Source organism: Streptomyces pacificus (assembly GCF_011766325.1).
In the GTDB taxonomy this organism is placed as follows: Bacteria; Actinomycetota; Actinomycetes; order Streptomycetales; family Streptomycetaceae; genus Streptomyces; species Streptomyces pacificus.
In genome coordinates this window covers 271539-297214 of the sequence record NZ_BLLG01000002.1, presented here as the reverse complement: position 1 = coordinate 297214, position 25676 = coordinate 271539, and the positions used below count along the sequence as shown (strand labels likewise).

The window sequence follows — 25676 nt, the reverse complement described above, 5'->3', positions numbered from 1 at the left end:
GCCGGGAGGGTGCCCACGCCGGGCGCGCTCGTGGCAGCGCGCCGGCGATGCACCGGTCTGTGCGAATGCGCGGCACGGTCCCGTGGCGGAGTCGGCCCCGTACACCGGACGGGCCGCAGCGACTGCGGCGTGCCCGGCTCCGCCCCGCACGCCCGGTGTCCCACCCCTCTCCGCCGCGACCACCGCCGAGCAGGGAATCGAGCCCGTGACGGCGTTCCCCGAGCACCCGTTCGCCGACCGCCGACTCGGTCCTGCGGGCACCGGCTGACGGAGGCCGGGTCCGGCGCCCTCACTCCGCGGGCGCCGCGAAGACCCCGGGGGCAGGGGCCGCCGAGCGGCGCGCCGACACCGCCGCCGCGGTGTCGGCGGCCATCAGCTCGGCGTTGATCGCCATGGCCGCCTGGGCGCCGGACGCCGCAGCCGCGGCCACGCTCGCCATGAGGTCGCCGACATTGCCGGCCACCCACACCCCCTCCACCTCCGTCGCCCCCCGCGCGTCGGCCTCCACATACCGGCCCACGCCCATGGGGTGCTCGACGGGTGTCACGCCGAGCCCGGCCAGCACGTCCCCGCGTGCCAGGAAGCGGGGTGCCACGGCCAGGGCCCTCAGCGCCACCCGCCGTCCCGACGCCAGCCGCACGCCGCACAGCCGGTCGTCCTCGATCAGCAGCCCGGCCACCTCACCGTCGACCACGGTGACGCCTCGTGCCGCGAGCTGCTCCCGCTGCTCCCCGTCCGGGGCGTCCGCCGTGTGCAGGAAGAGGGTCACATCGGGCGTCCACTGCCGAAACAGCAGCGCCTGGTGCACCGCCTTGGGGCCGCTCGCGAGCACCCCGATCGGCTCGTCCCGTACCTCCCAGCCGTGGCAGTACGGGCAGTGCAGTACATCGCGGCCCCAGCGTTCGCGCAGTCCTGGAACCGCGGGCAGCTCGTCGACCAGGCCGGAGGCCACCAGCAGGTGCCGTGCCCGGTGGCTGCGGCCGCCGGCGGTCTCCACGACGAAACGGTCGCCGTCCCGGTGCGTACCGGTCACCGTGTCCGCTACGACCACACCGCCGTACCGGCTGACCTCCTCGCGCCCCGTCCGCACCAGCTCTCCCGGCGGCATCCCCTCCCGGCCCAGCAGGCCGTGGACGCCTGCGGCGGGGGCGTTGCGCGGCTCGCCGGAGTCGATGACCAGCACGGTCCTCCTGGCCCGGGCCAGCGTCAGCGCGGCGGACAGCCCGGCGGCGCCGCCTCCCACCACCACGACATCCAGCTCGGCGAGGTCCCTCGCGTCCGTCCCGCGGGCCGCGCCCGTCCTGTGCGTCGTGTCCGTCCTGTGTACCGGATCCGCCCCGTCCATCGCGTCCCTCCCGGGCGTCTGGTTCATCCCGTCCATGGCGTGTGCCTCGTTCGTCCCGTCCATGGCTCCACTCTGCGCTTCGCCCGAGCAGAGTGGCAATCCCCCTTGCCGAATCGGCAAACACCTCAGGTGTCGCCTGTACGGGTGTCCGGCTGGTGCCCGTGCCCGTGCCCGTGCCGGTGCCTGTTGTCCGCGTCCGGCGGTCGGCGGTCGGCGGCCGTGTCCGGGGCCGTCCGGGAGGGCCTCCAGGGCCCTTGGTGCCGGGCTTCCGGCGGAAGGTGAACAGGAGGGCCGGGTCCGGGGCGCGCGGAACGGAGGGGCGTCCGCTCCGGCGGACGCGGCATCCGGCTCCACCGCCGGGCGCCGCGCCGCCGGTGAGCAGGTGGCGACGTGGATCCCGGCGCCCCGGGCGACGGCGAGCCGGGTCGCGGGTCGGACTGCCGCCGGGCAGCCCGCCGCCTTCGCCCCGTCGCCCGGGTGCTTGCCCAGCGTGCCGGACCGGGCGCGCAGGGTTAGGGTGATCGAAGGGTGCGTTCCGCGAACCGCGGGCCGGGGCGCCTGTGGGCCGGCGGCCGGGTGGAGCCCCGTACTCCGGTCAGAACCGCCTCGCCCGGCCGTGGTGCACGCACACCTCCCACGAACGGCTGCCGCCGTTCCCGATCCGGCCCGCCCGCGGCCGTCGGAAACCCGCACCGAATCGACAGGCAGGCAGGTGATCGCGTTGACCGGGTCGCGAAGAACATCCGCGTACAAGGGCACATCGTCCGAGGCGATCGTTCATCAGTACGACTTCCTGGGTGAGTTCTACCGGCTGACCCTCGGCCCCGAACTCGTCTACTCCTACGCCATGTGGGAGGACGGCGACACGCTCGAGTCGGCGCAGATCCGCAAGCTGGACCATCACGCCGAGGCCGCGCGGGCGACGGGCGCCGGCCGGGTGCTCGACGTCGGCTGCGGGTGGGGCAGCCTCATGCAGCGCCTGGTGGAGAACCACGGAGTGGGCCATGCCGTCGGGCTCACGATGAGTCCGGGCCAGGCGGCCTGGATCCGCCAGCGGGGCTGGCCCAACTGCGAGATCCTGGCGGAGAACTGGTTCGACCACGAGCCGGACGCCCCGTACGACGCCATCATCGCGATCGAGGCCATCGAGCACTTCGCCGGCACGACCATGCTGAGGCGCAGGCGGGTCGCCAGCTACCGCACGTTCTTCGAGCGCTGCCACACCTGGCTGCGGCCCGGTGGACGCATCTCCCTCCAGGCCAATGCGTGGAACAGCGGCGGATGGTTCACGTCCCTGGCGCTCCCGCCGCGCCGGCCCGCCGGCCGCGACGTACACGGGCGCGCGCGGGTGCGCACGGCCCTGCAGGACGTCCGGGACGGCTTCGGCAACCTCCGCGAGGGCATGCACGCCTCCCGCAAGGTCTTCCCCGAGGTCTTTCTCCCGACCCGGAGCGAGCTCACCGAGGCGGCACGCGGCCTGTTCCGGATCCCGGAAGTGCGCAGTGATCCCGACGACGGTGTGAAGACGGTGGCGACCTGGCTTGAGCGGGCGCAGGCCAACCGGGGCAGAGGAGCGGAACTCATCGGGGAGGACGCGGTCGCGGACATCATCAGGGAGCAGCGCACCGCGCTGAAGTTCCTGCGCGAGCGGCGCTACACCGCACTGCGGATGGTCTTCCAGAAGGTCTGACTTCCCTGGTTCCGGTTCCGGTTCCGGTCCTGGTCCTGGTCCTGGTCCTGGTTCCGGTTCTGGTTCTGGTTCTGGTTCCGGTTCCGGTCCTGGTCCAGTGCGGGCCGTGCTCCAGGTCTGGGTGCGGCCTGGCCCCGCGCTGGTGCCGCCGGTGTCTGCCGGTGTCCGCGCGGGGCCTCGGTGCCCACCTGTCCACCTGCCCCGGGACCCGCCTCCTTCGGACGCGCAAACCCTGCCCCCTGCCCCCGGGGTGCGGGGCGCCGAGCGCGAGAGCGCGGGCAGGCGGTTTCGCGCCGCCTGTGGGGCAGGCCACTGTCGAGTGCCGAGTCGCACCGAGATATCTTGATGTCGAGCAATGTTGCAGACGTGGAGAGCGGAGCACCCGGTGAGTGACTCGACCATCATCTACACACACACTGACGAGGCCCCGGCCCTGGCGACGTACTCGTTCCTGCCGGTGATCCAGGCGTACGCCTCGACGGCCGGAGTCGCCGTGGAGACCCGGGACATCTCGCTGGCGGGACGGATCATCTCCCAGTTCCCCGAGTACCTTCAGGAGGGCCAGCGCATCGACGACGCCCTCGCCGAGCTCGGCGAACTGGCCAAGACCCCCGGCGCCAACATCATCAAGCTGCCCAACATCTCGGCGTCGATCCCGCAGCTGAAGGCGGCGGTCGCCGAACTCCAGGAGCAGGGCTACGCGCTGCCAGCCTACCCGGACGACCCGAAGACCGACGAGGAGCGCGACATCCGCGCCCGCTACGACAAGGTCAAGGGCAGCGCCGTCAACCCGGTGCTGCGCGAGGGCAACTCCGACCGCAGGGCCCCCGCCTCGGTGAAGAACTACGCCAAGGCGCACCCGCACCGCATGGGCGCATGGAGCCCCGAGTCCAAAACCAACGTCGCGCACATGACCGGCGACGACTTCCGCTCGACCGAGAAGTCCACCGTCGTCGCCGAGGACGGCACCCTCCGCATCGAGCTCGCCGGTGACGACGGCAGCACCACCGTGCTGCGCGAGTCGGTGCCGGTGCTCGCCGGCGAGGTCGTGGACGCGTCCGTGATGCGGGTGGCCGTCCTGCGCGAGTTCCTCGGCGAGCAGGTCGCCCGTGCCAGGGCCGAGGGCGTGCTGTTCTCGGTCCACCTCAAGGCCACGATGATGAAGGTCTCCGACCCGATCGTCTTCGGCCACGTGGTACGGGCCTTCTTCCCGAAGACCTTCGCCGAGTACGGCGACGCCCTCGCCGCCGCCGGCCTGACCCCCAACGACGGCCTCGGCGGCATCCTCAAGGGCCTGGAGTCGCTTCCCCAGGGCGACGCCGTCAAGGCCTCCTTCGAGGCCGAGCTCGCCGAGGGCCCCGCCCTGGCGATGGTCGACTCCGACCGCGGCATCACGAACCTGCACGTGCCGAGCGACGTCATCGTCGATGCCTCCATGCCGGCGATGATCCGCACCTCCGGCCATATGTGGGGCCCGGACGGCCAGGAGGCGGACACCCTCGCCGTCATCCCGGACAGCAGCTACGCGGGCATCTACCAGGTCGTCATCGACGACTGCCGCGCCAACGGCGCCTTCGACCCGTCGACCATGGGCTCCGTCCCGAACGTCGGGCTGATGGCCCAGAAGGCCGAGGAGTACGGCAGCCACGACAAGACGTTCGAGATCCCCGCCACCGGCACCGTCCGCGTGGTCGACGCCGACGGCAACGCGGTGATCGAGCAGACGGTCAGCGCCGGCGACATCTTCCGTATGTGCCAGACCAAGGACGCGCCGATCAAGGACTGGGTGAAGCTCGCCGTCACCCGCGCCCGCGCCACCGGCGACCCGGCGGTCTTCTGGCTCGACGAGGGCCGCGCACACGACGCCCGGCTGATCGAGAAGGTCCGCCGGTATCTGACCGAGCACGACACCGAGGGCCTGCGGATCGAGATCATGGCCCCGGTGGACGCGATCCGCTTCTCGCTGGAGCGCATCCGCCGTGGTGAGAACACCATCTCGGTCACCGGAAACGTGCTGCGCGACTACCTGACCGACCTGTTCCCGATCCTGGAGCTGGGCACCAGCGCCAAGATGCTCTCGGTCGTCCCGCTGATGAACGGCGGCGGACTGTTCGAGACCGGCGCCGGCGGCTCCGCGCCGAAGCACGTCCAGCAGCTCCTCAAGGAGAACTACCTCCGCTGGGACAGCCTCGGCGAGTTCCTGGCGCTCGCCGTCAGCTTCGAGCACCTCGCCGCCACCACGGGCAACGCACGCGCCCGTATCCTGGCCGAGACGCTGGACCGGGCCACCGGCACCTTCCTCAACGAGAACAAGTCCCCGAGCCGCCGCCTCGGCGGCATCGACAACCGCGGCAGCCACTTCTACCTGGCGCTGTACTGGGCGCAGGAACTCGCCAGGCAGACCGACGACGCCCAGCTGGCGCAGGCGTTCGCCGGGCTCGCCGGGACGCTGACCGAGCAGGAGGGCAGGATCGTCGACGAGCTGATCGCCGTACAGGGCTCGTCGGCCGACATCGGCGGCTACTACCAGCCGGACGCCACCAGGGCCTCGGCGGTCATGCGCCCGTCGCAGACCCTCAACCGGGCGCTGGCGACGCTCGGCTGAACCCGTGGGTGCCGGGGCGTCCCCACGCGGGGACGCCCCGGCACCCGGGCCCTGCCAGGACTCCGGGAGGGGGCCTCGCCACCCTGCCCCGCAGACGCGCTCCGCTGCCCGCCGGGTTCCGCTCAGCCGTCCCCCGCGGCCGCGTCCGCCTTGACCATGTCGGCGCACCTCTCGCCGATCATCATCGTGGTGATACCCGGATTGACCGTCGTGAGCAGCGGCATCACCGAGGCGTCGGCCACCCGCAGACCCCGTACGCCCTTGACCCGCAGCCGCGCGTCGAGCGGGGACCGCGGATCGCCTTCGGCCCCCATGCGCACCGTTCCCGCCGGGTGGTAGACGGTGTTGTGGGTGGCGCGCACATACGCGAACAGTTCGTCGTCGCCCGTGGTCCCGGGCCCGGGGGCGAGCTCCGCCCCGGCCCAGTCGGCCATCGGGGTCCGGGAGACGATGTCCCGCGCCAGCCGCAGCCCGTGGGTCATCACGCGGATGTCGTGCTCGTCCGTGAAGTAGCGGGGGTCCACCCTCGGCTTGTCGCGGAAGTCCCGGCTGCGCAGCCGGACCGTCCCCCGCGAACGGGCCCGGGTCACGTTCGGCGTCAGCGTGAAGGCGTTGCCGGACGTGGGATAGCCCTGCCGGTAGGTGTTCATGTCGAAGGGCATGGAGCCGTAGTGGAACATCAGGTCCGGCCGGTCCAGGCCGGGCTCGGTGTCCGCGAAGATGCCGATCTCCCACCACTGGGTCGAGGTGGTGACCATGGGCTGCTTCGCCTCCCACATGATCACTCCCTCCGGGTGGTCCTGCAGATGGGAGCCCACACCGGGGGCGTCCACGCGTACGTCGACGCCGACGTCCCGCAGATGCCCGCCCGGGCCGATGCCCGACAGCATCAGCAGCTTGGGCGAGTCGATGGCCCCGCACGCCACGATCACCTCACCGCGGGCGGTCACCGCCGATGTGTGGACGGTGTCCGGCTCCAGGTACTCGACACCCGTGCACCGGCCGTCGCCCTGGAACAGCAGCCGGCGCGCCCGTACTCCGGTCCGCACCTCCAGGTTGGGCCGCCTGCCGAGCACCGGGTGCAGGTACGACACCGATGCGGACGCGCGGGTCCCGTCCGGACGGGCGTTGATCTGGAACCAGTTGGCGCCCCGCACCACCGTGGTGCCGGCGTTGAACGGGGTCGTCGGGATGCCCGCCTCGGCGCAGGCCGCCAGCAGGGCGCGCCCGCACGGGTCCTTCGGGGGGACCGTCCGCACATGCACCGGGCCCGAGCGGCCGTGGTGGTCGCCGGGCGCGTCGTTCTGCTCCAGCCGTCGGTAGAGCGGGAAGCAGTCCGCGGCGCTCCATCCGGCGCACCCCGCCGCGGCCCACTCGTCCAGATCCTCCGCGGGCGCCCAGAACGCGATGCAGGAGTTGTGCGATGAACAGCCGCCGAGGACTCTCGCGCGGGCATGGCGGAGGAAGCTGTTGCCGTTCTCCTGCGGTTCGACCGGGTAGTCCCAGTCGTAGCCGGACTCCAGCAGGGCCATCCAGCGGTCGAGCACCAGGACGCTGTCGTCGCCCACGTCGGAAGGGCCGGCTTCCAGCAGGCACACGCTGACGCCGGGGTCCTCGCTGAGTCGTGCGGCGACGACGGCGCCGGCCGAGCCGCCGCCCACGACCACATGGTCGAACTCCGGCGCTGACGTGGGTGAGGGCATGGCATCTCCAGATCGTCAGGGAGCCGCCGGGGCGCGACCGGACGAGTGCGGTCCTGCCCCCGGCTCGTCGGGTAGCCGCCGGGGCACCGGTCGGGGCGCGCGGGCGCACTGCGGGGAGGCGGGTGGGACCGTCGGCCGGCGCCGGACGCTCCCGGCAGGGCCTGCGTCGGCAGGGCCCGCGTCGGCAGGGGGCACCGACCGGCGGGCCTGTACCGCCCGGCGCTGACCGCGGGAGGGGCTCTCCGCTCCGGGCGGTGGGGACAGGGGTCCGCCGCACGCGGTGCCGGCCCCGTCCGCCGTCATGCGAACCACCTCTGCGCGCCCGGCGCGAGATTGCGCCAGATGTGCTTGGCCTCGCGGTACTCCGCCAGGCCGGCCAGACCGAGTTCGCGGCCGAACCCGGACTGTTTCATCCCGCCCCACTCCGCCTGCGGTACGTACGGATGGAAATCGTTGATCCACACCGTTCCGGCCCGCAGCCGCGCGGCCACCCGGTGGGCCCGTGCCGGATCCTGGGTCCAGACGGCACCGGCGAGACCGTAGACGGTGTCGTTGGCGAGGGCGAGGGCCTCCTCCTCGTCGCGGAACCGCTCCACGGTCAGCACTGGTCCGAACGACTCGTCACGCACCACCGTCATGTCCGGGGTGCACTCGTCGAGCACGGTCGGCCGGTAGTAGAAGCCGTTCGCGAGCCCCGGATCGTCCGGCCGGGAGCCGCCGCAGCGCAGGACCGCGCCTTCGGCGAGACCGGCCTCGACGTACGCCTCGACCTTCTCCAGGTGCCCTGCGGAGATCAGCGGACTCGCGCGGGCGTTCTCGTCGAACGGCCCGCCCAGCCTGATGGACTCCGCCAGTTCGACGATCTCCGCGACGAACGCGTCGTGCAGTCCCTCCTGCACCAGCAGCCGCGCTCCGGCCGAGCAGACCTGGCCGGAGTGCAGGAAGACGGCGGTCGCCGCATAGTCCACCGCGGCCTCGAACGCGGCGTCCGAGAACACCACGTTCGGGTTCTTGCCGCCGAGTTCCAGCGCCACCTTCTTCACCGTCGGCGCGGCGGCGGCCATGATGCGCCGGCCGGTGACCAGGCCACCGGTGAACGACACCATGTCGACCCCGGGGTCCTCGGTGAGCGGGGCTCCGACGACGGCGCCCGCGCCCAGGACCAGATTGGCTGCCCCGTCCGGCAGCCCGGCCTCGCTGAGCACCCGCATCAGCAGCACCGCCGTGTGCGGGGTGAGTTCACTCGGCTTGAGGACGAAGGTGTTGCCGGCGCCGAGCGCCGGAGCGACCTTCCAGGAGGTCTGCAGCAGCGGGTAGTTCCACGGGGTGATGAGCGAACAGACCCCCACGGGTTCGTGGACCACGCGGCTGTCGACGTCCGGCCGGCCGGTGTCGACGACGCGGTCGTGACCGCCGGCCGCGACCAGACGGCCGAACCAGCGGAAGCACTCGGCGATGTCGTCCATGTCGTACACGCTCTCCACCAGCCGTTTGCCCGTGTCCAGCGACTCGGCGCGGGCGAACTCCGCCTTGTCGCGCTCGAGCAGGGCGGCGGTGCGCACCAGCAGCTCACCGCGTTCGGCGGCCGGAGTGCGGGGCCAGGGCCCGCGGTCGTAGGCGTCGCGGGCGGCGGCGACGGCGGCCGCGGCGTCCTCCGGTCCGGCTTCGTCGACGGCCGCCACCAGTGTGCCGTCGGCCGGGCAGCGGATCTCCCGCTTCCCCCCGCCGGCCGCGGCTGTCCACCTGCCGCCGATGAAGAGTTCGGGCATCTGGGGCCACCTCCGGGAGGGGACGGGCGGGCGTACCGGGGTGCGCCGGTGCGCGAGGTCCTGCACGTCTCTTCTGATTCGAGGCTAGAGAGCCCGGGCCTGCTCTGCACCGCGAGCGGCGTCCGCGCCGCGGACCGCGTCACCCGCAGTGCCCGGTCGTGTGCGCAGCGCGGGCTCATCCCGTCCAGCCATGCCGCGATCGTACGAGCGGCGCTCCGCAACAGCGGTGCGCCGCTCGGTGCGCCGCGCTCTCGGCGGTCTGCCCCCCCACCCGGGCGGAGCGGGCCCGGCGCGCAGGCCCGGCACCGGCCTCGGCGCATGATGCGCACACACCGGGTCATGGGTTAAGTTAGGTGTGCCTTACCTAACTGGACGAGGGGTGTGGAATGACTGCTGACGACGTCTGCGCGGACGGGCAGGCGAGCCCGGCCGAACGGGTGCGCACCGTGCTGGCCGCCGCCGAATCGTTCACGGCCGTCACCGACGGGCACACCTGGGACCTGGTCGGCGGCGGTCTGCACAGCGTCGGCGAGGACGGCAGGCCGCTGCTGCGGCTGCCCGCCGACTGCCGGCTGGCCGGCGAGGTCGCGCTCGCGCCGCGCGGCACGCTCCCCGTCGTACTCAAGTTCACCGACGTCGCGCCGGTCGCGGTCCGGGACCGGGTGCGCTCCCGCGTCACCATCGCCGGATGGCTGGCCCGGGCCGCGCCGGAAGGCGGGGAGTCCGGCACCGCCGCGTTCCGGATGGTCACCGCGCATGTCGCCCTGGAGACGCCCGCGGAGCGGGTGACCGTCGGCCTCGACGAACTCGCCCTGGCCCGGCCGGATGTGCTCGCCCTCCACGAGGCCGCGATGCTCACCCACCTCGTCGACGACCACGCCGATGTCGTGGCCCTGCTCACCCGGCTGGTGGACCCGCGGCTCCTCCAGAGCGTGGTCCGGGTGTGGCCGCTGGCCCTGGACAGCCGGGGGATCATCCTCCGGCTCGAGTACCCGCACAGCGACGAGGACGTCCCTCTGCGCTTCCCCGCCCCCGTGGACGAGCCCGGGCAGGTCCGCGACCGCGTCGGGGCGCTCCTGGCGGCGGCCCGCGCCTGCCGCAGGGGCAGCCGGCTGCCGAGCCGGCCGTGACCGGCGGACGCCCCGAGCGGTTCCCCGCCCGCAGCGGCGCGCGGACCGCTGCGGAGCACCCCGGGTGGCCCGGTGGGGATTACCCCGGACGGCCTGCTGCGGAGCGTTCCGGGAGGACCGGTGAGGGTCCCACCCGGGAGCCGGCCGCCGACCTGGTCGGCGCGATCATCCACGCGGCCCCTCGGGCGGCCGCCCTCTGCACCCCGCCGGGACCCCCGCACAGCCTGGTGCCGTGACCACACGGGTGCACCGGCCGGCCGCTGGCTTCCCGGGCAGGGCGCGCCGGATGCGGCAGGGGTGCGGGCTCGACGTCGCGGGAACAGCGGAGCCGGCCAGGTGGCGGAGGCCGGCGGCCGGGAGTGCCGGTGGCTGCGCGGCGGACAGCGGACCGTGCGCCGGTGGCGGGCCGGGGCAGGCGGAGGCGGTGCCGTGCCGCAGGTGACCGCCCTCGCCGTCCCCTGCCGTCTTCCGCCGTCCCCTGCCGTTTCCGCCGTCCTCGCGGTCCTCCGCCGTCATCTGCAGCTCTGCAGTCTCTGCGGTCCCCTGCCCGGGAAACCGTCACCCGCCCAGGAAGTGGAACCCGGGCCGGGGATGCATGAGGAAGCCGTGGTGCGAGATGTTCCACGCATAGGCGCCCGCGAGCGCGAACACCACCCGGTCCCCGGCCCGCAGGCCGGGCGCCGGCACCCCGCGGGCCAGCACGTCCTTCGGCGTGCACAACTGCCCCGCCACGGTCACGCTGTCTCCCCGTGCCGCGGGGCGCGGCCAGCGATGGGGCCAGTGCGCCACGGGCAGTACCGCACAGGGCTGGTCGTGGCCCTTCGCCGCCGGTGTGCGCAGATGGTGCGTTCCGCCGCGGACCACGGCGAAGTCCTCGCCGTGGCTGCGCTTCACGTCCAGTACCTCCGTCGCGTACCAGCCGCAGTACGCGGTCAGGGCACGCCCCGGTTCGACGCGCAGTCGCAGGTCCGGGTGGGCCGCGACGAGCCGCGCCAGCCCTGCTCCGTAGCCGGCCCAGTCGAAGCGGGCGGCGGGGTCGGCGTAGTCGACGGCCATCCCGCCGCCGATGTTGACCTCGTGGAGCGGCGCACCGTGGCGTTCGAAGAGCCGTACGGCCCAGTCCACCACGGACTCGGCGACGGCGACCTGGTCCGCCGCCCCGAGCCCGCTCGCGAGGTGGGCGTGGATCCCGCGCACCCGCAGGCCGGGGCAGGAGCCGCCGGTGAGGTGGCGCATCACCTCGCCGGCCTCGGACGGGTCCAGCCCGAACGGTGTCGGTCTGCCGCCCATGGACAGCGCACTGGTGTGCAACGCGCCCGCGGACAGCGGCAGGTTGAACCGCGGCAGCACCTCGACCGGCGGCCCGGGCGCCGGCCGCTCTGCCGCGAGAGCGGCCAGCACCCGCAACTCGTGGGCGCTCTCGACATGGAAGCGGGCCACTCCCGCCGCCAGCGCGGCCGCCGTCTCGGCCGGTGTCTTCCCGGGCCCGCCGAACGCCAGCGGACGCCCCGGTACGGCCGCTGCCACATGGGCCAGTTCGCCCCCCGAGGACACCTCGAAGCCGTCCACGTACGGGGAAAGGGCCGTCAGGATCTCCGGTTCGGGATTGGCCTTGGCCGCGTAGTACAACTCGACCCGCGGCGGCAGCGCCCTGCGCACCGCATCGGCGTGCTCGCGCAGTGCGCCCAGGTCGTACAGATAGGCGGGGAGCCGGCCGGCCGGGAGGGAGAGCGCCAGCGCGCGCACCGGTGCCGTGACGGCGGGGGCGGTGACGGCGGTGGCGCCGGGGGCGGTCGGGGCCGTCGGGGCCGTCGGGGAGAGGCTCATCGTGTGCTCCCTGTGTCGTCGGTGCGGCCCGCCCCGGACAGCACGTCCTCGGCGAGCGGGGAGGGCAGCCGCACATAGCCCGCGTCACGGTCGGCGGTACGCGCCCAGCGGGTCAGCAGATTGGCCTTGGCGGGCAGCGGCGCGCCCGACAGCAGCGCGTCGAGCCGCGGCTGCCGCCCGTGCTCCTCGGTGTGGCGGCGGAGCGCGGCCCGCACCTCCGCCCACAGGGCGGCCTCCGTGCCGGGGTGCAGATCGGCCAGTGCCGCCAGCATCTCGGCCACGTTGTTCACCAGAAGGCAGTAGACCACCCGGTCCCACCCGCGTCCGGCGTCGTACGTCATGGGGCCGGCCACGTCCGGGGGCAGCGCGGTGAGCGCGGCGGCGTGCCGGTCCGGGAGCAGCTTGGTGCCCTCCAGGTCGCGGAACAGCACCTGGCGGGGCCGGCCCCCGCCGTCCACGCAGACGAGGACGTTCTGCAGATGCGGCTCAAGGACGAGGCCGTGGTCGAAGTACGCGGCGAGGACCGGAGGCACCAGCAGTGCGAGGTAGGCGTGCCACCAGGACAGGGCCGTGCCCGGGTCGGTGTCCGCGAGGAGCCGGGAGACATGGGCGGGCCCGGTGGGGTACTCGTCGGCGACCGCCGCGGCGAGCAGCGCGGTGAGCCCGGGCCGCAGCCGCCTGCCGAGCCCTTCGCGGACGATCACCCCGAAGCCCTCCAGCAGCCCCCGCACCGGTACCCCGTCCGGGCCGGGCAGGGCGAGGCTGCGGTAGGCGGGTTCGCGCAGCATGTCGCTGCCGGGGAAGCGGCCGGTCAATTCGGTGAGCACCGGCTCCAGCAGCCGGGTGAGCGCCACGGCGCCGGCGAGCTCGTACGCCGCGTTCTTGCGGAGGCAGTTGGTGATGCGGACGTTGAGGCTGAACTTCAGGAAGGCGTCGCCGTCGAACAGGGTGCGGACGGAGGCCGTCGCCGCGAACGCCGCCGGGCCCGGGCCGAGGTCGAGCACCTCGCCGCGGGCGAGGGCGGTCCTCAGCCGGGGGTGGTCGCGCAGCAGCTTGTACTGCCAGGGATGCGCGGGCAGCAGCCGGTAGCCGTCCGGCGTACGGCCCAGCCGGTCCAGCCGGTCCAGCTCCGTACCGGCGCCCGGGCCCGCGGAGTCCCCGGCGGCCAGATCCTCCCGCACCGCGAGCAGCCGAAGCGGGAACGAAGCTCCGGCCTCGGGGGCGTAGGCCGCCCAGGTCGAGGGGTCCCCGCCGCGGGCCTTGGGCGTGGGGTGGAAGCGGTGCCCCAGGGCGAGGGACTGCTCGGAGGCCAGATATGCGGCGGATGCGCCGTGTGGGCCGGAGCCGCCGTCGGGGGACTGCCCGCGTGGACCGGGGCCCCCGGCGGCCGGGCGCCGGGCGGCGAGCGCGGCGGCGACGCCCCGGTGGCTGGAGGCGACCTGCTCCAGGAACTCCTCGTTGCGCACGCCCGTGCGCAGGGTCAGCTCCGCGTGGATGTGCTCGGCGAGCCGCCGCCAGCCGACCGGTGACCAGCCGCCCGCCGCCTCCTCGGTGACGGGCCCGGTGAACCGGTGGGCACCGAGCAGCGACGTCCGGCGCAGCGCGACGCGCAGCAGCACCCCGCGGTGGGGCAGCCGCAGCAGCAGGTGCCCGTCGGCGACGGCGCTCTGGTGCCCCGGTCCGCACAGCTCGCGCAGGAGGCAGTTGAGGAGGGTGTGGGCCACCGCCTCGCCGGCGGTGGGCGTGGTGGGCGCGGCGGCCGGGGCCGAGCGGTGCGCGGAAGGAGGTGTCGAGGCCAACCCGGGTCACACTCCCCGCAGCAGGTAGTTGGGGCCGGTGGTGTAGTACTTGTTGATGTCGGACGCTCCCGAACGTTCCTTGGCCAGCAGGGTTCCCGCGGTCACCATCGCCTTGACGGGCAGCGTCGGCGCGTCGAGCACCCGTGCCCGCAGCACGGCCCCCGGCTCGCCGGGCCCGGTCCCCAGCCGCTCCACCGCCTCGGCCAGCCGGTCGCGGACGAGCCGCAGCAGCCGGTCGAGCGGGGCGCGGCCGTGCCGGGCGAGTCCGAAGGCGTAGGCCCCGGCGCACAGATGGACGGTGACGGTGGTGAAGAGATCGGCCGGCGGGCCGTCGCCGTCGCCGAGTATGCGGGGGTCGTGGAAGTCCCCGGGCCCGGGTGCGCCGGTGCCCAGCGCGGCGCGCAGCCGTTCGCCGTTGATGCGCGGGCCGTCGTTGTCCTTCAGGAGCAGCCGCAGCCGGGGGCCGCGGCCGGTCGGGTCCAGGACCAGCGAGACGTTCTGCTGGTGGGACTCCAGGGCGATCCCGTACCCGAAGAGGGTGGCCTGGAAGTCCAGCAGCAGGGCCAGTACCGCGTCCAGCAGGGCGAGCGGGTCGCCGCCGTGGAAGCGGTCGGCCAGGTGGTCGACGACCAGTCGCCCGCCGGGTGCCCGGGCGAGCAGGGCCGCCATCGGCACCACCACGCAGCGGTCGAGGCCCGCAGGCTGGCGGCGCAGCAGTACGGCGAGCAGTTCGTGCCCTGCGTGCGCGAAACGGGTCTCGTCGGCGTGCAGGACGGTGTCCCGGAACCGCGGTTCGCGGTCGGTCACTGCCTGCAGCAGACGCTGCACGGCGGCTCCGTCGAAGAGCGTTCCCGGCTTGATGGTGCGCCGGTTGAGCCGGCCGAGGGTGGAGGTGGCCAGCGGCAGTTTCAGGTGGGTTCCCGGCCGGCCGGCGAGTGCGACGGTCCGCATGGAAAGGGTGGGGACGACGTCCAGGCAGGCCTGCGGTGCCGGGACCGCGCGGCCCCCGAGCCCCGCGGCGCGCACCGCTTCGCCGAGCGGGCCCGCCGCCGTGAGCGGGTGGACGGGCAGCGCCACATGGCTGGCGTCGAGCCCGGGCAGGCCGAGGGCCGAGGGCGCCGGGCCGTCGAGCGGGCCCGTGGCGGTCACGGCCTCGCGGGGCAGGGCGATCCAGTGCAGCGCGAAGCGGGGGTGGAACTCGGGTGCGTACGCCCGCAGCGCCGCGCTGCCGAGGCCCGACCTGCCGCGCCCGGTGGGGTAGACCGGATGGTCCAGGCGGGCGGCGAGGGCGTCCAGCGCGAGGCCGCCGGACAGTCCCGTCCAGTGGGCCGGATCGGCGCCGTGGTGCTCCCCGAGCGTCCGCAGCACCTCCTCCTCCGTGGCGTCGTGCAGCGCCGCGGCGGCGAGGGCCTGGCGGCACTCCTCGGCGAACGCGTCGAAGCCGGCGCGGTCCACCGGCGGTGCGAGGGAGCGGAGTGCGGCCAGGACCGCGTCGGGGTCGGTCAGTTCGGCCCCGTCGGACTCCCGGCGCAGCAGCGGCTCCCTGGCCGCCCATGCGCACTGGAAGCCGTCCTCGCGTACGGGCAGCAGCAGCGCGTCGGGTCCGGGGGCCGCGAGCCGCAGCCAGGTCCCGTCGGGACGCTGGACCGGGCGGCCGCGGCTGCGCAGCCCCACCACGTCCTCGCGCAGCAGCGCGCTCAGCACCCGCAGCAGCAGTTCGGCTCCGGCGCCCGCCGGTCCCGTTCCCCCGGCCGGGCCGCCGGGGTCCGCGGGGGAGAGCGTCACGGGGTGATCTCCCAGCGCTGTGCGGCAAGGAACCCGGTCACGGCCCGGTCCACGGCCGATGCGTCGGTTCCGGTGGCCCGCACCACGCCGAGGAAGTCGCGGTTGGTGCGGTACACCGGGTGGCGTTCACCGATGCCGCGCAGCGGCCGGTATGTCAGCTTCACCCCGTCCGCCTCCACTTCGCTGGCACCCGGCGCCGATGTCAGGGTCCCGGCCCGGTCCGCGCACGGGTAGTCGAGCCTGGCCGCTCCGCCGGTCCGCGCCCCCAGTTCGGGCGGGAGCGGCTCGCCGAGGTGGGTGCGCAGGACGTGCTCGAAGAACGGTATGTCCAGCAGCCCGGCGAGCAGCAGGTCGCACTGGTCCCCGATGGCACGGTAGTTGACCTCGACGATGCGCGCGCGCCCCCGGTGCAGGACGAACTCCGTGTGGCAGGCGCCGAACCCGACGCCGAGCGCGTCGAGCTGGGCGAGCACCTGCCTCTCGACGTCCGGCGGATGCCCGGGGACGTAGGTGAGCCGCTCCTCGACGAAGTACGGGGGAGAGGACAGTTCGGTGCGGAACCCCCCCAGCACATGGCGTACCCGCCCGTCGCCGAGGGTCTCCAGGGTGAACAGCTCTCCGGGCAGGTACTCCTCGGCGACCAGCGCGGCCCCGGGCCGCCGCGCCCGGATCTCCTCGCAGCGCCGTACGAGTTCGGCCGGGTTCCCGGCCATGACGACGTCCTCGCTGGCCACCCCCTCGCGCGGCTTGACCACACAGGGGTACGGAATCCCCGCGGCGGCGGTCGACGGTTCCTGCCAGGCGGCGAGTTCCACGGACCGGACGGCGTCGGCGCCCGCGGCGGCCAGCCGGCGGCGCATCTCGGCCTTGTCCTTCGTCCGGAGCGCTGCCCGCCAGTCCTTGGCGGGCAGCCCGAAGTAGTCCGCGGCGAGCGCGGCCTGGGTCTGCAGATGGTCGCTGTTGGTGAAGACCGCCTCCGGGGCGCCGTGGGCGGACACCCGGGAGACCACGGCGCGGAAGTCGCGTACGTCGCAGTCCAGCACCTCGACGTCCGGGTACGCGGCGCGGTGGGCCGCGGGCCGGTCGGTGAGCAGGGTGACGTCCAGTCCCAGCCGGCGGGAGGCCGGGAGGAATCCCTCGGTGACGGAGTCCGTCGGGTTCAGGGCAAGCAGGTACAACCGCATGAGGGGTCACTCCGCGCTCGGATCCGGTGATCCGACGGTTCCGGATCGCCGGGCGAGAGCCTAGGTTAGGCACACCTAACCCTGTCAATTCGCGTCGACACGGCTCCGGTTGGCAGGAAAGATCTTCTCTGTGGTTAAGGTGAGCCTTTCCTTACCTCATTCGTGTCGTCGTCGTGTCGAGGAGCGCCCGTGACTCTGGCTCCGGTGTACCCTTCTGCCCCCGCCGCGGGAAGCTCCGCCCTGACCGGTTCCGCCCCGACCGCCTCCGCGCTGACCGGCTCGGCGCTCGGTGGGCTCGCCGCCCGCTGCCCCGCGCTCGACGCGCGGATCGCGGAGCCCGGTTCGCGGACCCCGCAGGGCTGGGCCGACGGCGCCGAACTGGCCGGCAGTCCCCGCTTCCTGGACGCCCTGCTCGACGCCGAGGCCCTGAGGGTCGAGCACGGCCATGGCCGCACCCCGCGTCCCGACGTCGCGGCCTCCCGCGTGCTGCACGACTACCTCTGGTCCGTCGGCCTGCTGATGAGCGGTCCCTGGTGCCTGGAGCGCCGCGTCCCGCGGCTTCGGCCCCGGGACGTCCGCGTCAGCCTCACCACGGGGGCGTTCTCCGTCGTGCCCGGCGGTTTCGCCTGCCTTCCCGGCGATCCGGCCGCCGCTCTGCCGGGCGTGCGGGTGCTGCCGCACGAGGAGGCTCTGCGTGCGGAGTTGCGCGCCGGCTTCGCCGGCCATGTGCGCCCGCTGCTGACCGCGATCGCCCCGCTGGTGCGCCGGGGGCCTCGCGCGCTGTGGGGCATGGCGGGCGACGATCTGGTCTCGGGAGTCTGGTACCTCGGCCGGATGCTGGGGGAGGAGGAGCGGGGTGTGCGGGCCGCCTCCGAACTGCTGCCGGGGCCCGTCCCCCCGTTCCCCTGCGGTGCGGACTTCCGCCGCCTCGCCGGTCGCGAGGGCCGGACGTACCCGACCCGCACCCGGACCGGCTGCTGCCTGCACTACACGATCCGCCCGGCCGAGGCGTGCGGCACCTGCCCCCGGACGGGTGATGCGGAGCGCCTGCGCCGGCTGGAGGGCGATCCCTCCGGCTGAACCGGATTCCCCCGGAAGGGTGAAGCGGAGCGGCCGCGCCGGCTCGCGGACGGCGACCTCCACCGAACCGGCCGTCCCGGGGCGGTTTCCACGACACGCTTCTGATGGGCGAGCCATGTGGCGACGTGTCCGATTCGCCACATAATTTGAGCTCATGACGAAACGACAGTTCATGTACCTCGGCTGTGTGGCTCTCATGGTGACCTCGGGTCTGGGCGCGGCGGCGCCGGCAGGCGCCCGCACCACCTACGACGTGGTGCCCGGTCAGTCGATCCAGCTCGCGGTCGACCGGGCCCGGCCCGGGGACACCATCGACATCGCCCCCGGGGTCTACCGGGAGAGCGTCCTCATCAGGAAGTCCGACCTGACGCTGCGCGGCGCGGGCGACCGCACCGTCCTCATGCCGTCCACGGCCAAGCCGACACACGTCTGCGGCCTGGGCGGCAACGGCATCTGCGTCCTCGGCACCGACGCGAAGCCCGCCACCAACGTCCGGGTCCACTCGCTGACGGTGTCGAAGTTCAAGAAGAACGGCATCTGGGCCTCGCGCACCAACAAGCTGAGCATCCGTGAGGTCACCGCGGTGGCCAACGGCAACTGGGGCATCGCCCAGGAGCGGTCCCTGCGGTCCGAGATCCGGGGGAACGCGGCCCGTGACAACGCGGACGCGGGCATCTTCGTGTCGAACACCATCGACACCGAGGCCGGAGCCGTCAACACCCGGCGTACCGTGGTCATGGACAACCTGCTGGCCGGCAACCGCATCGGCGTCACCGTCCGGCGCCTGCGCAACCTGTACGTGAACAACAACGTCGTCACCGGCAACTGCGCGGGCATGTTCATCGTGGGCGACGAGGGCGTTCCGCGGACGGGCGACCTGACCGTGCGCGGCAACCGCGTGCACCACAACAACAAGGCCTGCGCCAAGACCGCACGGCTGCCGAGGATCCAGGGCGCGGGCATCGTCCTCACCGGCGTCGAGGGCGCGACCGTCGCGTCCAACGCCGTCTGGAGCAACGTCGGCACCTCCCCGTTCTCCGGCGGGATCGTGCTCTTCAAGAGCATCGTGGGCGCCCCCAACACCGGCAACATGATCCAGTCGAACATGCTGCTGGCCAACCGCCCCGCGGACCTGGCCAACCGGGACACCGGCACCGGCAACGTCTTCTCCGGCAACTACTGCCGCATCTCCCAGAACGCGGGGACCTGCGCATGACGACCGGCACCACCGGCGCGGCCACGCACGGCGCGGACACCCCGGGGAGCGCCGTCCGCACCGCGACCCCGCCGTCGATGCGGCTGAGGGAGCTCGTCTTCGGCGCCGCCCTCGCGGCATCGGTCCGGGCCGCCGCCCGGCTCGGTGTCGCCGACGCACTGGGGGAGTCCCCGGCCACCGCCGAGGAACTGGCGGCGGCCGCCGGGGCGGACCCCCGGGCTCTGCGGCGGATGCTGCGGGCGCTGACCTGCCACGGCATCTTCGCCGAGCGGGCCGACGGCACCTTCGCACACACCGAGATGTCGCGGCTGCTGCGGGAGGACGACCCGCACAGCCTGAAGTACATCTCCCTGTGGTGCACCGAGCCGTGGACCTGGGACGCCTGGCCGCGCCTCGACGAGGCGGTGCGCACGGGCCGGAGCGTGTTCGACGGCCTGTACGGGAAGGGCTTCTTCGACTACCTCCACGAGGACGCGCACGAGTCCGCGCACGTCTTCAACCAGGCCATGACGACCTCCAGCATGCAGTCGGCGCTGGACGTGGCGGAACTGCTCGACCTCGGTGGAGCGGCCACCGTCGCGGACATCGGCGGCGGCCAGGGCCACGTCCTGGCGAGCCTGCTGGAGAAGAACCCCGGCCTGCGGGGAACGCTGCTGGACCTGCCGCGCGTCGTGGCGGGCGCCGATCCCCGGCTGCGGGACGGCGGGTCCCTCGCCGGCCGGGTGACCATCGTCCCCGGCGACTGCCGGGAGGCCATCCCCGTCGAGGCGGATGTCTACATCATCAAGAACATCCTGGAATGGGACGACGACAGCACCCGAAGGACCCTGGCCAACGTCGTCTCGGCCGCCCGCCCGGGGGCCAGGGTGGTGGTCATCGAGAACCTCGTCGACGACACCCCGTCGATGAAGTTCACCACCTCGATGGACCTGCTGCTGCTTCTCAACGTGGGCGGTGCGAAGCACACCCGGGAGAGCATGGCGGGCAGGATGGCGGACGCCGGCCTCGTCGTCGGCGACGTCCGTCCGGTCAACGCGTACCTCCACGCGTTCGACAGCGTCACACCCGGCGGCTGACCACCGGACCGCCGCACCCCCTCTCGCCGGCTCCGCGACCGGACGCGGAGCCGGCGAGCCGTGTCATCCCGTCACGCGTGCTCCCTTTCACGCGCTCATCCCTTCGTCCTTCAGCGTCCCTTCGCCGCACGCTCCCAGCGGTAGAACTCGCGGGCCATGGCGTCCTTGGGACCGCGCCAGGTCTCGGGGTCGTACGCGCTGACGTAGGCGGAGAGCCGGTCGCTGATGTCGCGGAACTCGGGGTGGTCCGCCACCTTGGCCACCGCCGGCCCCGGCGGCCGGTCGGCTTCGATCAGATGCAGGTAGACATCGCCGAACTGGAAGAGGCTGCGCCGGGTCACCCCGACCAGGTCGGGCAGTTCACCCCGGTCGGAGGCCGCGAACACCTCGGCGATGTCGGGGGCCGAGTCCGGTGCCATACGGGCGACGATGAGGGCGTGGTGCATCGAGGGCGTTCCCTTCGGTGGGCGGTCAGTCGGAGTGGACCGAGACCGGTGCGCCGTGTTCCCGCGCCCGCTGCTCGATCTTGTCCTTGATGAGGGCCATCTGGACCTTGGAGTTCCTGTTGATGTTGTCGGTCATCCAGTCGTCGTCGACCGGGGCGTCCGGCTTCATCGCGAAGTCCTGGGTCCAGTGCATGAGGACGCCGTCGGGCGTCCGGTCGTACGTCCAGCGGATGTCCATGTGCCGGAAGGGGCCCGTCTCGACCCGGCGGGCGTGAACGGTCCTCGCACCGGGGTCGACGACGCGCTCCGACACCCAGCTCCACACCGTGCCGTTCTCGTCCGGGTGCATGGTCAGCCGGAACCTCGTCCGGTTGCCCTCGCGCTCCAGGATCTCGACGGAGGCGTACTCGCTGAACAGGCGGGGCCAGTTCTCGATGTCGTTGGTGACCTCCCAGACGAGGTCCATGGGAGCGTTGATGACGATCTTGTTCTCGGTGTGCCCGGACACTTCAGGCTCCTGCCATGAGGGAGTTGTTGACGAGGTCGAGGAATTCGCGCGGGGTCTTGCAGCGGTCGGCGTCCTGGGGGAGCGCGCGGCCGTAGCGGTTCTCGAGCTCCCCGACGATGCCGAGGAGGCCGAGGGAGTCGAGGCCGTACTCGTCGAACCGCGCCTCGGGGCGGCCGCCCATCTCCGCGGGGTCGACGGTGACGCCGGCACCCTTCTTCATCAGGGCGGCGAGCTCTTCGATGGTCAGCTTGGAGATCTGCATGGTCATGAGGTCCTCCTTCTCAGGGTTCTTCACCGGGCGTCGGCGCCGTGCCGCAGCACGAGCGCCGCGTTCGAGCCCATGAGTCCCCGGCTCAGCACCAGGGCCGTGCGCAGTTCGGCAGGGCGCGGCCTGCCGGTGACCACCTCCAGTTCGTGGCACACGTCGAAGACGCCCGGCGTGGGCGGGACGACGCCCTCCTGCAGGGCGAGCACGGCGGCGGCCGTGTCCAGCACGGGCGCACCGCAGTACGCCCGGCCCGTACCGGTCTTGGGCGCCGTCACCGGCACCCGCCGGCCGTGCGTCCCCAGCGCGTCGGCGAGCGCCAGGGCCTCGGCGCGGTCCGCCTCCGGGACGCCGAGCGCGTCCGCGAAGACGACGTCGACCTCCTCGGGCGCGCACCCGGCCTCCGCCAGGGCTCCCCGGATCGCCCGGGCAAGCCCCTCGCGCGAGGCCTCCCACCGGGAGGCCCCGGTGAACGTCGCCGCGTGACCGGCCACCACGGCGCGGACCGGGGCTTCGCGGCGGCGGGCCGCCGACTCCGCCTCCACGACGAGCATGGCCCCGCCCTCCGCGGGCACGAAGCCGCCCGCGCCCGCGGTGAAGGGCCGGTAGGCCCGCTCCGGGTCCTCGCTCGTGCTGAGTTCCCGGTAGCCGAGCTGGCAGACCAGCGAGTACGGCGCGAGCGGCGCCTCCGCCGCCCCGATCACGACCGCGTCCGTGCCCCGGCCGATGGCCCGGGCCGCGTGCGCGAGGGCGTCGAGACCGCCCGCCTCGTCACTGGCGACCACACCGCAGGGGCCCTTGAACCCGCCGCGGATGGAGATCTGACCGGTGCTCGCCGCGTAGAACCACGCGATGGACTGGTACGGGCCCACATAGCGGGAGCCCTGTCCCCACAGCCGCTGCAGCTCCCGCTGGCCGAACTCGCCGCCGCCGGACCCGGCGGCGGTGACCACGCCCACGGCGAACGGCGACCCGCCGCAGTCGCCCGCGGAGATCCGCGCGTCGGCCAGCGCCATGTCGGCCGCGGCCATCGCGAAGTGCGTGAACCGGTCGGTCTGGACGAGGTAGCGCTCCTCGACCAGGGATTCGGGGTCGAAGCCGCGGACCTCTCCCGCGACCCGGACCGGCATGTGGTCGCAGCCTTCACGCGTGATGTGGTCGAGGACGCTGACGCCCTCCCGGGTGGACTTCCAGAAGGCATCGGTACCGACCCCGTTGGGGGCGACGACACCGATTCCGGTGACGACCGGTCGCCGGTCCTGCCGAGGACTCATGGTGTCCTCCCTCCTGGCCGGGTCAGGACCACGGCGGACTGGAACCCGCCGAATCCGCTGCCGACCGAGAGCACGTTGCGCAGCCTGAGGGCGCGCGCCGTGCGCGGCACATAGTCGAGATCGCACTCGGGGTCGGGGGCCTCGTAGTTCGCCGTCGGCGGCACCACCTGGTGGGCCATCGCCAGCACGCAGGCGACGACCTCGATCGCCCCGATCGCCCCGAGCGAGTGGCCCACCATGGACTTGATGGAACTCATCGGGGTCTGGTACGCGTGGGACCCGAGCGACTGCTTCACGGCGGCCGTCTCGTGCCGGTCGTTCTGCTGCGTACCGGAGCCGTGCGCGTTGACGTAGTCGATGTCCGACCCGTCCAGCCGCGCGTGGTCCAGGGCGCTGTCGATGGCCCGCGCCATCTCCAGACCCTCGCGGGTGAGACCCGTCATGTGGTAGGCGTTGCCGAACGTGGCGTAGCCGCCGACCTCGCAGTACACCGTGGCACCGCGGGCCCGTGCGTGCTCGAGCTCCTCCAGGACGAGTACGGCTCCGCCCTCGCCCATCACGAACCCGTCACGGCGCGCGTCGAAGGGGCGGGAGGCATGGGCCGGATCGTCGTTGTTGGGCGAGGTGGCCTTGATCGCGTCGAAGCACGCCACGGTGATGGGGGAGATGGGCGAGTCCGAGGCCCCGGCGATGCAGACGTCGACCCTGCCCTCCTCTATCGCGTGGAAGGCGTACCCGATCGCGTCCAGGCCCGAGGTGCAGCCCGTGGACACGGTCTGCACCGGACCGTGGGCGCCCGTCTGCTCGGCGACCTCGGAGGCGAGGGCGCTGGGCGAGAACGCCCGGTGCAGATGGGGCTCCGCCTCGCTCGGCTCCACGTCCCAGCGCCGGCCCGAACCGCTGACCCTGACGTAGTCGTGCTCCAGACGGGTGGTGCCGCCCACGGCGGTGCCGAGCGACACCCCGATCCGCCACGGGTCCTCCTTCTCCGGGTCGAGACCGGCGTCCCGGAGCGCCTCCCGGGCGGCGACCATGGCGAACTGGACGTACCTGTCGGCGCGCTGCACCTCCTCCGGGCCCAGTCCGTGCTCCTGCGGGTCGAAGTCGCACTCCGCGGCGATCCGCGAACGGAAGCCGGCCGGGTCGAAGAGGGTGATGCCGCGCGTCGCCGTGCGGCCGCCGGCCAGGAGGTCCCAGAACGCCGGTATCCCGACACCTCCCGGCGCGACTATGCCGACACCGGTGACCGCCACACGCCGGGTCATGAAGCCGTCCCGGTGCGTTCCGGCGGCCGGTGGGCGGCCCCTGCCCCCGCTCCCGGCGCCTCCTCGGTGTCGACGTGGCCCAGCTCCGGCCGCGGGGCCAGCGGCCCGAGATGGAAGACCATCCGGGCCTGCGTGCTGCCGACGTTGCGGAACCGGTGCCGTACATAGGGCGGGATGAACAGACCCTGGTCCGGCCGGATCGGCAGCGTCTCGTCGTCGAGGTCGACTTCCATCTCCCCGCACACGACGTACACGAACTCCTCGGAGTACGGGTGGTAGTGCTCGCCGATGCGGTCGCCGGGCTCGACGGTCGCCAGGCCCATGAAGCCGCTCGTGGCGCCCACCGCCGTGGGCGTGAGCATGGCGCGCAGGTCGCCGCCGCGTTTGGTGTTGTGCTGGGTCTCGCCGAGGTCGACGATGCGATGGGGTGTGGTCATGACGGGTTCCTCCACATGGCCGTGCCTGTGGCGCCGGCGGTTCGGGGTGTGCGGGTACCGGAGCGGCAGGCCGCAGGGGTCAGGGGGCGTGGCGGTCGGTGATCGGGCGCATGTCCGCGGACGACAGCAGCTTGGACATGTCCTCCTGAGTCGCCGGGGCGTCGATGCCCAGCGCCTCGCTGTCCAGCAGGCGGGACAGCATGGCCGCCTTGCGCGGGCCGTGCGCCCCGATCACCTGCAGCGGCGCCGCGTCACCGGAACCGCGCACGTCGACCAGGCGTACGACGATGTCGTCCCGCTGGAAGATCGTGCTGCTGTCGATCGGGGTCGACGGGTCGCCCGCCGCCGCCTCGTCCTGCCCGGCGAGCAGCCGGGCCAGCGCCATGCCGCAGCCGGGCTTGGCCGGGTAGTACAGCGCATGCCGCCTGACGGCCTCGTCGTCGGTGCCCGCGGAGGCCAGGTGGTGCACCGCGGGAAGCGCCGCCCGGGTGAAGAACACCCGCGCGGAGTCCGGGTCGTTGAGGTCCCGGTCCTGCTCCAGATACGGGTTGATGGCCTCCTCGACGGCCCGCACCTCGGGCTGCCTGGCCACATGGCGCAGCGCCGCCATCAGGTCGCCCTCCACCTCGACGGCCCGCACCACGCGGTTGCCGTGCATGAACAGCGAGGTCCTGCGGAGCCGGGTGTGCTCGTCGACCTTCGACCGGGGCGAGCGGTAGCCCGCGAGGATGTCCGCCACGAGGGCCTCGCTGCCCGGCTTGACCGTGAAGGTGAGGGCGTGGCGCACCACGTTGTCACCCACTCGGGGGAACGGTTGCAGTCCGCCCTGTGCGGCGTCGGCGGCCGGCGGGGTGTGCAGCCTGCCCGTCTCGCGCAGCACGCTGAAGCGCAGTGAACGGGTGTCCCGGACGCAGTTGTGCAGCGGCCGTACCGTCTCGACGTGCTCCTCGCTGTTCACCCAGGCGAGGAAGGGCGGCGCGCTCTCCCACTCGCTGGTGATCAGCCACTGGGAAGGGTTCTCGATGGACTGGCACAGCTGGTCGCTGATGTGGCCCGGCACCGACGCGACCTGGTTGCGCATGTGCTCGTAGGCCTTGAGGAAGTTCTGCTGAGCACCGTCCTGAAGGTCCAGCAGCAGTACGACACGCAGCCTGGACCCGTCAAAGGCCGACTGGGATATACGTTCGGAAACCGTTGTCATGATGCACGCATCTCCTTCGAGACGGTGGGGCCGCCGCGTGCGGTGCACGAAGCCGGCCAGGGGCGTCAGGC

At 73.3% G+C, this 25676-nt stretch carries 20 protein-coding genes; 6 read left to right on the top strand and 14 right to left on the bottom strand.

Going from position 1 to position 25676, the window contains the following annotated elements:
* Positions 1-289: 289 nt before the first annotated feature.
* Entirely contained in the window at positions 290-1408 is a 1119-nt protein-coding gene (locus SCWH03_RS04150; RefSeq protein ID WP_254076549.1) for an NAD(P)/FAD-dependent oxidoreductase, read from the bottom strand.
* A gap of 649 nt (positions 1409-2057) precedes the next feature.
* Between SCWH03_RS04150 and SCWH03_RS04145 the strand changes: the two genes are divergently transcribed.
* Positions 2058-3035, top strand: coding sequence for an SAM-dependent methyltransferase (locus SCWH03_RS04145; protein WP_173261937.1), 978 nt, complete (start codon positions 2058-2060; stop codon positions 3033-3035).
* A 385-nt stretch (positions 3036-3420) separates the two neighbouring features.
* Entirely contained in the window at positions 3421-5640 is a 2220-nt protein-coding gene (locus SCWH03_RS04140; protein WP_173261934.1) for an NADP-dependent isocitrate dehydrogenase, read from the top strand.
* A 122-nt stretch (positions 5641-5762) separates the two neighbouring features.
* On the opposite strand, the gene SCWH03_RS04135 is transcribed toward SCWH03_RS04140, so the two are convergent.
* Together SCWH03_RS04135 and SCWH03_RS04130 are read right to left on the bottom strand one after the other, a co-directional pair.
* Complete coding sequence (locus SCWH03_RS04135) at positions 5763-7343, bottom strand: GMC family oxidoreductase (protein ID WP_173261931.1); 1581 nt, start codon at positions 7341-7343, stop codon at positions 5763-5765.
* 299 nt (positions 7344-7642) lie between these two features.
* Complete coding sequence (locus SCWH03_RS04130; RefSeq protein WP_173261928.1) at positions 7643-9112, bottom strand: aldehyde dehydrogenase family protein; 1470 nt, start codon at positions 9110-9112, stop codon at positions 7643-7645.
* Between the two features lie 386 nt (positions 9113-9498).
* On the opposite strand from SCWH03_RS04130, the gene SCWH03_RS04125 reads away from it, so the two are divergent.
* On the top strand, positions 9499-10242 hold the full coding sequence (locus SCWH03_RS04125) for a DUF2470 domain-containing protein (protein ID WP_173261925.1): 744 nt from the start codon (positions 9499-9501) through the stop codon (positions 10240-10242).
* A 558-nt stretch (positions 10243-10800) separates the two neighbouring features.
* On the opposite strand, the gene SCWH03_RS04120 is transcribed toward SCWH03_RS04125, so the two are convergent.
* Genes SCWH03_RS04120 through SCWH03_RS04105 form a run of 4 tightly spaced genes read right to left on the bottom strand, consistent with a single transcriptional unit; the run spans position 10801 to position 16837 of the window.
* Positions 10801-12069, bottom strand: a complete 1269-nt coding sequence (locus SCWH03_RS04120; protein ID WP_254076548.1) for a type III PLP-dependent enzyme — start codon at positions 12067-12069, stop codon at positions 10801-10803.
* Positions 12066-13868, bottom strand: coding sequence for an IucA/IucC family protein (locus tag SCWH03_RS04115; protein WP_173261922.1), 1803 nt, complete (start codon positions 13866-13868; stop codon positions 12066-12068). The genes SCWH03_RS04120 and SCWH03_RS04115 overlap by 4 nt, the downstream gene beginning before the upstream one ends.
* 6 nt (positions 13869-13874) lie before the next feature.
* Positions 13875-15653: an IucA/IucC family protein gene (locus tag SCWH03_RS04110; protein ID WP_173261919.1), complete on the bottom strand. Its 1779-nt coding sequence runs from the start codon at positions 15651-15653 to the stop codon at positions 13875-13877.
* Positions 15650-16837, bottom strand: a complete 1188-nt coding sequence (locus SCWH03_RS04105; protein WP_173261916.1) for an ATP-grasp domain-containing protein — start codon at positions 16835-16837, stop codon at positions 15650-15652. The genes SCWH03_RS04110 and SCWH03_RS04105 overlap by 4 nt, the downstream gene beginning before the upstream one ends.
* Positions 16838-17026: 189 nt before the next feature.
* Between SCWH03_RS04105 and SCWH03_RS04100 the strand changes: the two genes are divergently transcribed.
* The 3 genes from SCWH03_RS04100 to SCWH03_RS04090 all read left to right on the top strand — a co-directional run bounded on the left by SCWH03_RS04100 (position 17027) and on the right by SCWH03_RS04090 (position 20209).
* On the top strand, positions 17027-17917 hold the full coding sequence (locus tag SCWH03_RS04100) for a (2Fe-2S)-binding protein (RefSeq protein WP_371872606.1): 891 nt from the start codon (positions 17027-17029) through the stop codon (positions 17915-17917).
* 154 nt (positions 17918-18071) lie between these two features.
* Positions 18072-19133 carry a right-handed parallel beta-helix repeat-containing protein gene (locus SCWH03_RS04095; protein WP_173261913.1) on the top strand — a complete coding sequence of 354 codons (1062 nt, stop codon included), beginning with the start codon at positions 18072-18074 and terminating at the stop codon, positions 19131-19133.
* Positions 19130-20209, top strand: coding sequence for a methyltransferase (locus SCWH03_RS04090; protein WP_173261910.1), 1080 nt, complete (start codon positions 19130-19132; stop codon positions 20207-20209). The genes SCWH03_RS04095 and SCWH03_RS04090 overlap by 4 nt, the downstream gene beginning before the upstream one ends.
* A 110-nt stretch (positions 20210-20319) precedes the next feature.
* Here the strand turns inward: SCWH03_RS04090 and SCWH03_RS04085 are convergent, their stop codons facing one another.
* The 7 genes from SCWH03_RS04085 to SCWH03_RS04055 form a co-directional block, all read right to left on the bottom strand.
* The gene (locus tag SCWH03_RS04085) at positions 20320-20655 is read right to left on the bottom strand and encodes a TcmI family type II polyketide cyclase (RefSeq protein ID WP_173261907.1); all 336 of its coding nucleotides are present in this window, start codon (positions 20653-20655) and stop codon (positions 20320-20322) included.
* A gap of 25 nt (positions 20656-20680) precedes the next feature.
* Complete coding sequence (locus SCWH03_RS04080) at positions 20681-21163, bottom strand: SRPBCC family protein (protein WP_173261904.1); 483 nt, start codon at positions 21161-21163, stop codon at positions 20681-20683.
* A gap of 1 nt (position 21164) precedes the next feature.
* Complete coding sequence (locus SCWH03_RS04075; RefSeq protein ID WP_017948995.1) at positions 21165-21431, bottom strand: acyl carrier protein; 267 nt, start codon at positions 21429-21431, stop codon at positions 21165-21167.
* Positions 21432-21454: 23 nt separating this feature from the next.
* Positions 21455-22702 carry a beta-ketoacyl synthase N-terminal-like domain-containing protein gene (locus SCWH03_RS04070; RefSeq protein WP_173261901.1) on the bottom strand — a complete coding sequence of 416 codons (1248 nt, stop codon included), beginning with the start codon at positions 22700-22702 and terminating at the stop codon, positions 21455-21457.
* Positions 22699-23967: a beta-ketoacyl-[acyl-carrier-protein] synthase family protein gene (locus SCWH03_RS04065; protein ID WP_173261898.1), complete on the bottom strand. Its 1269-nt coding sequence runs from the start codon at positions 23965-23967 to the stop codon at positions 22699-22701. The genes SCWH03_RS04070 and SCWH03_RS04065 overlap by 4 nt, the downstream gene beginning before the upstream one ends.
* On the bottom strand, positions 23964-24404 hold the full coding sequence (locus SCWH03_RS04060; RefSeq protein ID WP_173261896.1) for a cupin domain-containing protein: 441 nt from the start codon (positions 24402-24404) through the stop codon (positions 23964-23966). Before SCWH03_RS04060 ends, SCWH03_RS04065 begins: the two co-directional genes overlap by 4 nt.
* A 79-nt stretch (positions 24405-24483) precedes the next feature.
* On the bottom strand, positions 24484-25605 hold the full coding sequence (locus tag SCWH03_RS04055; protein WP_173261893.1) for a SchA/CurD-like domain-containing protein: 1122 nt from the start codon (positions 25603-25605) through the stop codon (positions 24484-24486).
* Positions 25606-25676 lie beyond the last annotated feature (71 nt).

What these genes read in the sequence shown, in the direction of transcription:
- SCWH03_RS04150 (WP_254076549.1), bottom strand. Translation starts at nt 1,408, where the DNA reads ATGGACGGGACGAACGAGGCACACGCCATGGACGGGATGAACCAGACG.
- SCWH03_RS04135 (WP_173261931.1), bottom strand. Translation starts at nt 7,343, where the DNA reads ATGCCCTCACCCACGTCAGCGCCGGAGTTCGACCATGTGGTCGTGGGC.
- SCWH03_RS04130 (WP_173261928.1), bottom strand. Translation starts at nt 9,112, where the DNA reads ATGCCCGAACTCTTCATCGGCGGCAGGTGGACAGCCGCGGCCGGCGGG.
- SCWH03_RS04125 (WP_173261925.1), top strand. Translation starts at nt 9,499, where the DNA reads ATGACTGCTGACGACGTCTGCGCGGACGGGCAGGCGAGCCCGGCCGAA.
- SCWH03_RS04120 (WP_254076548.1), bottom strand. Translation starts at nt 12,069, where the DNA reads ATGAGCCTCTCCCCGACGGCCCCGACGGCCCCGACCGCCCCCGGCGCC.
- SCWH03_RS04105 (WP_173261916.1), bottom strand. Translation starts at nt 16,837, where the DNA reads ATGCGGTTGTACCTGCTTGCCCTGAACCCGACGGACTCCGTCACCGAG.
- SCWH03_RS04095 (WP_173261913.1), top strand. Translation starts at nt 18,072, where the DNA reads ATGACGAAACGACAGTTCATGTACCTCGGCTGTGTGGCTCTCATGGTG.
- SCWH03_RS04090 (WP_173261910.1), top strand. Translation starts at nt 19,130, where the DNA reads ATGACGACCGGCACCACCGGCGCGGCCACGCACGGCGCGGACACCCCG.
- SCWH03_RS04085 (WP_173261907.1), bottom strand. Translation starts at nt 20,655, where the DNA reads ATGCACCACGCCCTCATCGTCGCCCGTATGGCACCGGACTCGGCCCCC.
- SCWH03_RS04075 (WP_017948995.1), bottom strand. Translation starts at nt 21,431, where the DNA reads ATGACCATGCAGATCTCCAAGCTGACCATCGAAGAGCTCGCCGCCCTG.
- SCWH03_RS04070 (WP_173261901.1), bottom strand. Translation starts at nt 22,702, where the DNA reads ATGAGTCCTCGGCAGGACCGGCGACCGGTCGTCACCGGAATCGGTGTC.
- SCWH03_RS04065 (WP_173261898.1), bottom strand. Translation starts at nt 23,967, where the DNA reads ATGACCCGGCGTGTGGCGGTCACCGGTGTCGGCATAGTCGCGCCGGGA.
- SCWH03_RS04060 (WP_173261896.1), bottom strand. Translation starts at nt 24,404, where the DNA reads ATGACCACACCCCATCGCATCGTCGACCTCGGCGAGACCCAGCACAAC.
- SCWH03_RS04055 (WP_173261893.1), bottom strand. Translation starts at nt 25,605, where the DNA reads ATGACAACGGTTTCCGAACGTATATCCCAGTCGGCCTTTGACGGGTCC.